The organism is Arenibacter sp. F26102 (genome assembly GCF_023015865.1).
GTDB lineage: Bacteria > Bacteroidota > Bacteroidia > Flavobacteriales > Flavobacteriaceae > Arenibacter.
In genome coordinates, this window is the sequence record NZ_JALKBC010000017.1 from 105,381 (window position 1) to 115,245 (window position 9,865).

The window sequence follows — 9,865 nt, forward strand, 5'->3', positions numbered from 1 at the left end:
TCCTGATTATAAAAATAGTTGGGTGTAATATGTTCGCAATCCCCCTCTTAGATAGATCTAATTAGATCTTGATTAACATTAGCAAAACACAGATTTGGAAAGGTGAATTAATTCCAACTACTAATTGTAATGGGTAACGCCATGGAATTTCCTTTCCTGATAATTATGGAGCTGCGACTTTGGTTCAATTCCGGTTAAGCTTCGATGAAATTGGTTAATCTAAAATGTTATTTATTATGGAAAAGAGGAAAATTATTGCTGTAGTAGGGGCTACTGGGGCCCAAGGTGGCGGATTGGTCCGCGCAATCTTAAAGGATGGTAAAAAGGAATTTGCTGTAAGGGCAATAACTAGGGATGTTAATTCAAAAAAAGCAAAGGAATTAAAGGAATTGGGCGCTGAGGTGGTTATGGCCAATCTGGATGATAAGGACAGTATTGTCAAGGCTTTTAAAGGGGCTTATGGGGCGTATTGTGTCACATTTTTCTGGGATCATTTTTCTCCCGAAAAGGAGATGGAACAAGCGAAGAAAATGGCCCAAGCAGCCAAAGAAGTAGGATTGAAACATGTAATTTGGTCTACTTTGGAGGACTCGCGTAAATGGGTTCCTTTGACAGACAAACGCATGCCAACCTTAATGGGAAGCTACAAAGTACCCCATTTTGATGGTAAGGGAGCTTCTAACACCTACTTTGAAAAGAGTGGTGTGCCCTATACTTTGTTGCTGACTTCGTTTTATTGGGACAATTTTATAAATTTTGGCTTAGGTCCCGCCAGGGGAATGGACGGTAAATTGTGGATTACAATGCCTATTGGCAACGCAAAGCTGCCAGGGATTGCCGCTGAAGATATAGGCAAATCAGCTTTAGGGATATTTAAGGCCGGTAAAAAATATCAAAATAAAACAGTGGGCATATCCGGTGAACACCTAACAGGGAATCAAATGGCTGAAGCCTTTACAAAGGTATTCGGAGTAGAGATTGGGTTTAAAGATATTCCAGCCGATGATTACAGGAAATTGGACTTCCCCGGAGCAGATGATCTGGGAAATATGTTCCAGTTTAAAAAGGAATTTGAAGATTATTTCTGTAAGGCCCGTGATGTGAATTTTACCAGGGAATTGAATCCCAGTTTGATGTCATTTAAATCCTGGTTAATCAAAAATAAAGGGCAATTGGAATCTGGTATCAAGGGAGAGGCGGCAATGGCCTAATCGGAAACTTGGTAGTGTATTGCAATAGTTATTAAAAGAAGAAGCATTGATATTTCAATGCTTCTCTTGCTGTTAATATGGTCCGTTTGGTATGTGGTTGGATGAAATGTGGTTAATGGGCAACTAAATTTGCATTGTACTCATAATGCAAGGGTAGAATGTTAGGCTTTGTTTTGGGTATTTTTAATTTTTCAAAAATAGGCATTAGTATTTTTCCAAATGCTTCAAAACGCTCTGCCGATTCCCAGACATCAACAACCAACATACCATTCGCAACAGCTGCACCATAGTGGTGCAGTAATCCTTTTGGTTGGGCATGACCAGCTTTTCTAATTTCTACCCAACATTGGTCGTACTGCTTCGTGGTCATTCCACGAAAGTCAAATTGAACTACAACTTTTTTCATAGTACCTTTATTTTTTCCTACTCGTGTGGCTTTTCGGTTACGCCCCGTTTTTTAAAGGGGTATCTGGACTCCTCTTTTTTCTATATTTTCTCTTTAAAGACATATGCAGAAAACTTAATTGAGGGGAACAATTGGAAATTCAAAATAAGTGAGGTTGGTCGGTTTTTCTGAATTCAGTAGATTCAGTATCAATTAATTAAACCAATAAGCAACATATAAAGATACTGAATAGAACTAAGGGCAGTTTGTTAAAAATAATGTAGTTGTTGTTAATTGTGATATCCTTAACGTGTCTGGAAAGCTATTTTAAGGTTTACAGTGTTAGAAGCCCATGGGTTTTTAAGGTCTGTAAAGGTTTTGAATACCAGAACAATTCAAAATCTTCAAATCGTGTTTCAAAATCGGTTTTAAGCTGGCCGAAGGTGAAGGTTTTTTCTTTTGGGTCCGATAAATGTCCCAAAGTATCCCTTAGCCATTCCCCTTGATTATTATCTAGCGTTATGGAAATTGTGCCAACCTTGTCGTGAAACGTCAATTTTAGCAATTGCCAGGCAAATCCTTTTTTAGATTTCTCAATGGTCTGTGCAATAGGCATACTTCCCAGCCAAACAATCTTGGCATTTGGTTTGGTTGTTAAAACAGGTTCTTCAATTAACGCATTGTCTATGAAATTGGGGGAAATAGTAGTTTTTGGAATTTTGAAATCGAACCACTCTTGCAAGGGATAATCAAAACAAATTCCGTGCATATAGTTAAAGAGCGATTTTTTTAATCCGAAACTAAAGCGTTCGTGATCTATACCGGTTGAATCTGCAAATTGGATATCATTATTGGCAAATGTTATGGGTTGAAAGTCCGGTATTATGTGGTAATCAGAGGGGTTGAGTCCCACCGGACTATGCGCTGTTAAGGCAAATTGATGCCAAAAACCGGATTGCAAAATACCGGCTTGAAACATTTGGCGTACCATTTCCAAACTGTCCACTGTTTCTTGGACCGTTTGGGTGGGGTAGGCGTACATTAGATAACAATGAACCATAATGCCCGCTTCGGTAAAATTACGGGTCACCTTGGCCACCTGTTCCACGGTAACCCCTTTCTGTATCAAGGCCAACAATCGGTCCGAAGCCACTTCCAAACCACCCGAAACAGCAATACAACCCGACGCCTTTAATAACGTACAGAGGTCTCTGTTAAAGCTTTTCTCAAATCTTATATTGGTCCACCAAGTAACTATTAATCCTCGCTTTATTATTTCAAGCGCCAAGGCCCTCATTAGGGCCGGCGGTGCAGCTTCATCCACAAAATGAAATCCTCGTTCCCCTGTCTGTCCTATGAGTTGCTCCATGCGGTCCACCAAAAGTTTGGCGGCTATGGGTTCATAAATTTTAATATAATCCAAGGAGATGTCGCAAAAGGTACATTTTCCCCAATAGCAACCATGTGCCATTGTAAGTTTGTTCCATCGGCCATCACTCCACAGACTGTGCATTGGGTTGGCAATTTCTATGACAGAGATGTACTTGTCCAATAAAAGATCGGAATAATCAGGGGTGCCCACCTCACTTTGTTTATAATCTGTCCTCGTGGAGAGATTATTGTAAAATACGGCCCCGTCCTTGATTAGAAAGGTTCGTTTCAATTCGGCCATGCTATCATTGGAGGGTTGCTCTGTGCAAAGGGCCGCTAAAAGTTCTATGGGTACCTCGCCATCATCCAAAGTAATATAATCAAAGAAATCAAAAACCCGCGTATCGGTAACCGACCTCAATTCCGTGTTCGGAAATCCCCCGCCCATGGAGACTTTAATCTTTGGAAAGTTTTGTTTTATAAATTGGGCACATCTAAAAGCGCTATATAAATTGCCAGGAAAGGGAACTGAAAAACATACCAGTTTAGGTTTTATTTTAATCAACCTTTCTTGTAGAAGGCTTAAGGCAATATTATCTATATAAGTGATTTTATTTTGTAGATGGCCGTATAATTCATCAAAGGAATTGGCACTTCTTCCCAATCGTTCCGCATACCGACTAAAACCAAAATTTTCATCAATACATTCTACTATGAAATCGGATAGGTCTTCAAGATATAAGGTTGCCAAATGTTTGGCCTTATCCTGATTGCCCATAGTGCCAAAGGCCCATTCCAGATCGTCCAATTGATCAAATCTAGTTGCTTGAGGTAAAAAATTAGGAGTGCATATTTGTCTGGCAAATGTGGTATTGTGTCCCTGTAAAAAGGAAATAACGGAATCTACGGTCTTTACATATTCCTCTTTTAAGGCATATATTCTTTGGCTATTGTCAGAGATTATGGAATTGTTTTTATGGGCAAGGTCAAAGATTTCCTGTAATCCGACTTTGGAAAAGAGTTGTAAAATAACTTCAATACCCAAGTCGATCTGAAAACCGGAAATACCTTTGGTGTTTAAAAAACCCTTTAAATATGCCGTGGCCGGATAAGGGGTGTTCAATTGCGTAAAGGGAGGAGTTATTAGAAGTAGGTCTTTGGCCATTGCACTTATATGTATTATGGTGCAAAGATAAGGGGGTTTCTAGTAATAGGCTTGGTAAATACGTAGGGAATGCAATTGCAGAGAATCAAGTTTTTGCTTTAAAAATGGGTGGTAAAATGGGTGGTAAATATTTTTGTTTTATTAAAAAGTCAATGAATACGGTACTTACCAACGGTTTTAAGTGGCTGTAAAATACGAAAAACTCCGGTAATCAGCCGGAGTTTATTCATCAATCAAAAAACGAACAGTCATGATAACTGTTGTTACTGTCCACAATTTACGATTTTTGCACTAGCATTCCAATGGGGACGGGCGTTTGCGCAAAAGTTTTAATTGTTTGGGTTAACCAAGATATGTTTTTAGGATTTTGCTCCTTGAGGTGTGTTTCAACCTTCGAATAGCCTTCTCCTTTATTTGACGAACTCTTTCCCTGGTTAGGTCAAAAGTTTCGCCAATTTCTTCCAATGTCATAGAATGTTGTCCTGCCAATCCAAAGTATAAACGAATTACATCCGCTTCCCTTGGGGTTAAAGTTTCCAAAGCTCTTTCTATTTCTGTCCTAAGGGATTCGTGCAACAATTCCCTATCTGGGTTGGGAGACTCCCCACTACGCAATACATCGTAAAGGTTGGAATCCTCACCGTCAATCAAAGGTGCATCCATGGATACATGACGACCTGAATTTTTAAGTGACTGTTTTACATCCTCAACGGTCATGTCCAATTCTTTGGCAATCTCTTCCGCAGAAGGTTGTCTTTCATGGGCTTGCTCCAAAAAGGCGAATGTCTTATTTATTTTGTTGATAGACCCAATTTTATTCAATGGTAATCTTACAATACGTGACTGTTCGGCCAAGGCTTGTAAGATAGACTGGCGAATCCACCATACTGCATAGGATATAAATTTAAACCCACGCGTTTCATCAAAACGTTGTGCAGCCTTAATCAATCCAAGGTTACCTTCGTTGATCAAATCGGGAAGTGTTAAACCTTGGTTTTGGTATTGCTTTGCAACGGAAACCACAAATCGTAAATTGGCCTTGGTCAATTTCTCAAGTGCAAGTTGATCACCTGCCTTGATCCGTTGTGCCAATTCTACTTCTTCATCTGCTGTAATTAAATCGACCTTACCAATTTCTTGTAGGTATTTGTCCAAAGAAGCAGTTTCTCTATTGGTAACCTGTTTTGTAATTTTAAGCTGTCTCATCGAAATTTTTTCTTTCTAAATTATGTGCATTAAGCATAAGCTGCATTAGGTTATACGTTCAAAAGTTAGAAATGTTACAAATGGTCCCTTTTATTTTACTTTTTTAGTTGAAATACATGAAAAAAGCCACGTTCTCCCTATAAAAAAGGTTAAACGTGGCTTTGAGTCTGTGACTATTATTTAAGAACTAGTCCCTTCTTGGCTTGCGATCTCTATCTCTATTTCGATCGTTGCCCCTGTCATTTCTACCGCGATCTTCTCGTGGTGGTCTTTCCTTAAAACCTTCCGGTTTTGGCAATAAAGCTTTACGGGATACTTTTTCTTTTCTTGTTCTTGGATCAAGACCAAAGTACTTAACATCAAAAACATCTCCCATATTTACTACATCGGAAACATTTTCGGTACGTTCCCACGCCAATTCAGATACGTGAAGCAATACTTCGTTACCTGGAGCGTCCAAATATTCCACTACGGCACCAAAATCCAACATTTTAATTACCTTAACTTCGTATACGCTGCCCACTACTGGTTTGAACAATAAAGAATCGATCTTGGTTAGAACCATATCAATACCATCTTGCGAAGTACCTAAAATTTCCACAATACCTTCTTCGGTAACTGGGTCTTCGTTGATAACGATAGTACATCCAGTTTCTTTTTGAAGTTCTTGAATTACTTTTCCACCAGGACCAATTAATGCACCTATGAATTCGTTAGGAATTCTACGCATGATCATTTTTGGAGAATGTGGTTTCACATCTGCATTTGGTTCCGCGATGGTTTCGGTAATTTTACCTAAAATATGTAAACGACCTTCGCGTGCTTGCTTTAATGCTTTTACCAAAATTTCGTAGGATAAACCTTTAATTTTGATATCCATTTGACAAGCAGTAATTCCTTCAGAAGTACCTGTAACTTTAAAGTCCATGTCTCCTAAATGATCTTCATCACCTAAAATATCGGACAATACAGCAAAACGATCACCATCAGAAATTAATCCCATTGCAATACCGGAAACTGGTCTTATCATCTGAACACCGGCATCCATTAAAGCCATGGTCCCTGCACAAACAGTTGCCATTGAAGAAGAACCGTTGGATTCCAATACTTCAGAAACCACTCTTACTGTATAAGGGCAGTTGTCAGGAATCATTCCTTTTAAACCACGTTGTGCTAAGTTACCATGCCCAACTTCACGACGGGATGTTCCTCTTAAAGGACGTGCTTCTCCTGTACAAAAAGGAGGGAAGTTATAATGTAAATAGAAATTTTCTTCGCCTTCGTAAGATGGCATGTCAATTTTATTGGAATCCCTAGAAGTACCTAAGGTAACCGTTGCCAATGCCTGAGTCTCTCCTCTCGTGAAGATAGCTGAACCATGCGTTGATGGTAAATAATCTATCTCACTCCAAATTGGCCTAATTTCATCAGTTTTTCTACCGTCTAAACGTAAACCTTCACTTAGAGTCAATTCTCTAACGGCTTCCTTTTCAGCTTTGCTATAATAACCTCCAACAAGGTGGCCAAATTCAGCCATCTCTTCTTCGGTAAACGAAGCTTTTACTTCTTCTTTTATTGCTGCGAATGCTTCGGTACGTTCTACTTTGGAAGTTCCTTTTTTAGCAATTGCGTAACATTTATCGTAAGCTAAAGCGTGAATTCTTTTTTCTAAGTCTTCGTTTTTTTCTGCAGTTTCATACTCACGAACCTCTTTTTTTCCAAATGCTTCTGCTAAACGCAATTGAGCGGCAACTTGAACTTTAATAGCTTCATGGGCAAACTTAATTGCCTCTGCCATTTCTTCTTCCGAGATTTCCTTCATCTCGCCTTCAACCATCATTACTGAATCTGCCGAAGCACCGATCATCATATCAATGTCCGATACTTCTAATTGAGCACGTGTTGGGTTAATAATAAATTTACCATCAATACGACCTACTCTAGCTTCAGAAATTGCACATTCAAATGGAAAATCTGATAATTGAATTGCAGCGGATGCAGCCAATCCTGCCATTGCTTCTGGCATTACGTCGTCATCATGTGACATTAATTGGATCATTACCTGAGTTTCTGCATGGTAATCCTTTGGGAAAAGTGGACGTAAAACTCTGTCTACCAATCTCATAGTTAATACCTCTCCGTCACTAGGTCTTGCTTCTCTTTTAAAGAACCCTCCAGGGTAACGTCCAGATGCAGCAAATTTTTCACGGTAATCTACAGTTAGTGGAAGGAAATCCACATCACTTTGTTTGTAATTGGAAACTACTGTACATAACAACATACATTTTCCAGATTGTACAACAACAGAGCCATGGGCCTGTTTTGCCAATTTTCCGGTTTCGATAGAAATTTCCCTACCGTCTCCAAGGTCAATGACCTCTTTAAATACTTTTGGTATCATAAATACGAATTAAAACCTGTGTCGTTACAGGTTTGTTAAACAATGGTCTTTCGTCTGTTATAGACGACGTTGTTGTGTTGTAGTTGTGTGTTGTTGACCAATGAAAAACTATGTGCAAGCTTTTTGTTTTGCCCATTGGAAACCCTTTGGGACTTTACAATAATACGGTAAATTGTAATATTGATATTGTAAAAAAGGGGAAAAGTTATCTTTTCCCCTTTTTGTAATTTATTTTCTAATTCCTAATTCTTTAATTATAGCACGATATCTAACAATATCTTTCTTAATTAAATAATCTAGAAGAGATCTTCTCTTACCAACCAGTTTTACCAATGAGCGCTCAGTGTTGAAATCCTTACGGTTTCTTTTTAAATGCTCGGTCAAGTGATTAATTCTGTGGGTGAACAAAGCAATTTGTCCTTCAGCAGAACCTGTGTTTTTTTCTTCCCCGCCGTGTTTCTTGAAGATGTCGGCTTTTACTTCCTTAGTTAAATACATTCCAATATTATTTTAATGATTTTTATGTACATGATTGATTTTCAATCAGGGCGCAAAGATAGACTTTTTTTTAGAAACCTTGAGCAAACATAATGTTTTTTGAAGAGTAGATTAAACTTTTCGACTTAAACGCCGTCCAATTAATAAATGTTAATAAAATGTTATAATGAAATGAGCGGTTAACGATCGTATTGATAAGCTAGCTATAAAATCGCGAATGACATTTAACTTTTTGAAAAACAATTAAATTTAAAATCATGAAAAAAGGACTAATAAAAATGAGCATTAAAGGAATGTCACTAATAGTTTTATTGGTGATGGGTTCCTGTAACAACGAAGATTCCACTACTATTGACGAAGGCTCCTCAATAGAAGTGGTAGAACTTGTAGCCAGTGATGAAGCGGATTTAATTTCAGAAGAAATTGCCAACATTGGAGAAGATGTTTATGCTACCTTAGAGATCAGAGCAACATCAAAAGCATTCTTTCTTTCCGATTATCTACCGGAATGCGTTACCATAACTACAGTTGTTGTTAATGGTAAAAAGGAAACCGACATAGATTTTGGAGATGGCTGTGAGCTGCCCAATGGCAATCTGTTAAGTGGGGTTATCCATTTGAGTTATGCAAAGGAGGTGGATACGGCAACTAAAACCATAAGTCTTTCCTTGGAGAATTTTACTTTTAATGAAGTGGCCGTTGAAGGTAGTGCCAATTTGGAAAGAAAACGAAGCAATGACAATGGCAATCCAGAATCCCATGCTGTTGCCAGTTATAATGGCGTATGGCCAGATGGAAGTGCTGCTAGTTTTACGGGTGAAAGAACACGGGAATGGGTAGAAGGGTATGGTTCCGGATTTTGGGCAGATAATGTATTCCTGATTTCTGGTCAAGGCACATATACCGGTAAAACGGGTGATGTTTATTCCAGGGAAACCATTAGCCCATTACGCAGGGAATTGTCGTGCAGATTTTTGGTCAGCGGCGTGTTGGAAGTGTCTAAAAATGATACTACGGTTAGTCTCGATTTTGGTGATGGCAGTTGTGATGCCAAAGGTATGTTGACTTTTCCCAATGGAGAAACCAAGGAAATTTTATTAAGAAGGTTCAACAAGTAAAACAAGTTCAAATAAAAGAGGCTGTCTAAAAACAATTAGGCGGTCTTTTTATTTTTAGTGATTTTGGTGACTTTGATTTTTAAACTGTTTTAATTTGAACAGTGTAAGGAAGCCAGAGTAGTCCTATCCGGCTAGGGTAACTTTTTTCAGGTTGTGGGCCATTGCAATTAGCCCTATTTCAGTCTCCACTTTATTGATTCCCCTTAGCATAAAGCGTTTAAAATTCATATTCTGTTTAATGTTCCCAAAGACAGCCTCAACATCCCAGCATCTTTGTTTACGATGGGCAATTCCCTCCGGGCTTAGTAATTTTTCCTTTGCCTTGGCCCTGAGTCTGACCAGGTTGTGATTTCTTTCTACGATCCGGCTGCCTTGTGATTTATGGCAGACTCCCCGCATGGGGCACTCTAAACAGTTGCTTGCCCGATAGCGATCAATGGTTTGTAAGTATCCTGTCTTGGTTTCTTTCTGGTAACCACCTATATTTTGCATTACTTGGCCCATTGGGCA

At 38.8% G+C, this 9,865-nt stretch carries 8 protein-coding genes; 2 read left to right on the plus strand and 6 right to left on the minus strand.

Going from position 1 to position 9,865, the window contains the following annotated elements; translation table 11 throughout:
* The first annotated feature begins 236 nt into the window (after positions 1 to 236).
* Entirely contained in the window at positions 237 to 1,211 is a 975-nt protein-coding gene (locus MWU78_RS19570; RefSeq protein ID WP_247000970.1) for an NmrA/HSCARG family protein, read from the plus strand.
* Between the two features lie 112 nt (positions 1,212 to 1,323).
* Here MWU78_RS19570 and MWU78_RS19575 read toward each other — a convergent pair whose 3' ends face one another.
* The 5 genes from MWU78_RS19575 to rpsO form a co-directional block, all read right to left on the minus strand.
* A complete protein-coding gene (locus tag MWU78_RS19575; RefSeq protein WP_247000972.1) occupies positions 1,324 to 1,617 on the minus strand; it encodes a hypothetical protein in 294 nt (97 codons plus the stop codon).
* Positions 1,618 to 1,930: 313 nt separating this feature from the next.
* Positions 1,931 to 4,132 (minus strand): radical SAM protein, encoded by a 2,202-nt coding sequence (locus MWU78_RS19580; protein ID WP_247000974.1) that lies wholly within the window; start codon positions 4,130 to 4,132, stop codon positions 1,931 to 1,933.
* 342 nt (positions 4,133 to 4,474) lie between these two features.
* Positions 4,475 to 5,338 carry a sigma-70 family RNA polymerase sigma factor gene (locus MWU78_RS19585; protein ID WP_103440424.1) on the minus strand — a complete coding sequence of 288 codons (864 nt, stop codon included), beginning with the start codon at positions 5,336 to 5,338 and terminating at the stop codon, positions 4,475 to 4,477.
* A 187-nt stretch (positions 5,339 to 5,525) separates the two neighbouring features.
* Positions 5,526 to 7,739 (minus strand): polyribonucleotide nucleotidyltransferase, encoded by a 2,214-nt coding sequence (locus tag MWU78_RS19590; RefSeq protein ID WP_247000976.1) that lies wholly within the window; start codon positions 7,737 to 7,739, stop codon positions 5,526 to 5,528.
* A 228-nt stretch (positions 7,740 to 7,967) separates the two neighbouring features.
* On the minus strand, positions 7,968 to 8,237 hold the full coding sequence (gene rpsO, locus MWU78_RS19595; RefSeq protein ID WP_187581743.1) for a 30S ribosomal protein S15: 270 nt from the start codon (positions 8,235 to 8,237) through the stop codon (positions 7,968 to 7,970).
* A gap of 257 nt (positions 8,238 to 8,494) precedes the next feature.
* Between rpsO and MWU78_RS19600 the strand changes: the two genes are divergently transcribed.
* Positions 8,495 to 9,355, plus strand: a complete 861-nt coding sequence (locus MWU78_RS19600; RefSeq protein ID WP_247000978.1) for a hypothetical protein — start codon at positions 8,495 to 8,497, stop codon at positions 9,353 to 9,355.
* 123 nt (positions 9,356 to 9,478) lie between these two features.
* Here the strand turns inward: MWU78_RS19600 and MWU78_RS19605 are convergent.
* Positions 9,479 to 9,865 (minus strand): transposase (locus tag MWU78_RS19605; protein ID WP_247000980.1); only part of this gene is annotated, 387 nt, incomplete at its 5' end.

Bases quoted from the DNA above. Each gene is read 5' to 3' on its own strand.
- MWU78_RS19570 (WP_247000970.1), top strand. From the start codon at position 237: ATGGAAAAGAGGAAAATTATTGCTGTAGTAGGGGCTACTGGGGCCCAA.
- MWU78_RS19575 (WP_247000972.1), bottom strand. From the start codon at position 1,617: ATGAAAAAAGTTGTAGTTCAATTTGACTTTCGTGGAATGACCACGAAG.
- MWU78_RS19580 (WP_247000974.1), bottom strand. From the start codon at position 4,132: ATGGCCAAAGACCTACTTCTAATAACTCCTCCCTTTACGCAATTGAAC.
- MWU78_RS19585 (WP_103440424.1), bottom strand. From the start codon at position 5,338: ATGAGACAGCTTAAAATTACAAAACAGGTTACCAATAGAGAAACTGCT.
- MWU78_RS19590 (WP_247000976.1), bottom strand. From the start codon at position 7,739: ATGATACCAAAAGTATTTAAAGAGGTCATTGACCTTGGAGACGGTAGG.
- rpsO (WP_187581743.1), bottom strand. From the start codon at position 8,237: ATGTATTTAACTAAGGAAGTAAAAGCCGACATCTTCAAGAAACACGGC.
- MWU78_RS19600 (WP_247000978.1), top strand. From the start codon at position 8,495: ATGAAAAAAGGACTAATAAAAATGAGCATTAAAGGAATGTCACTAATA.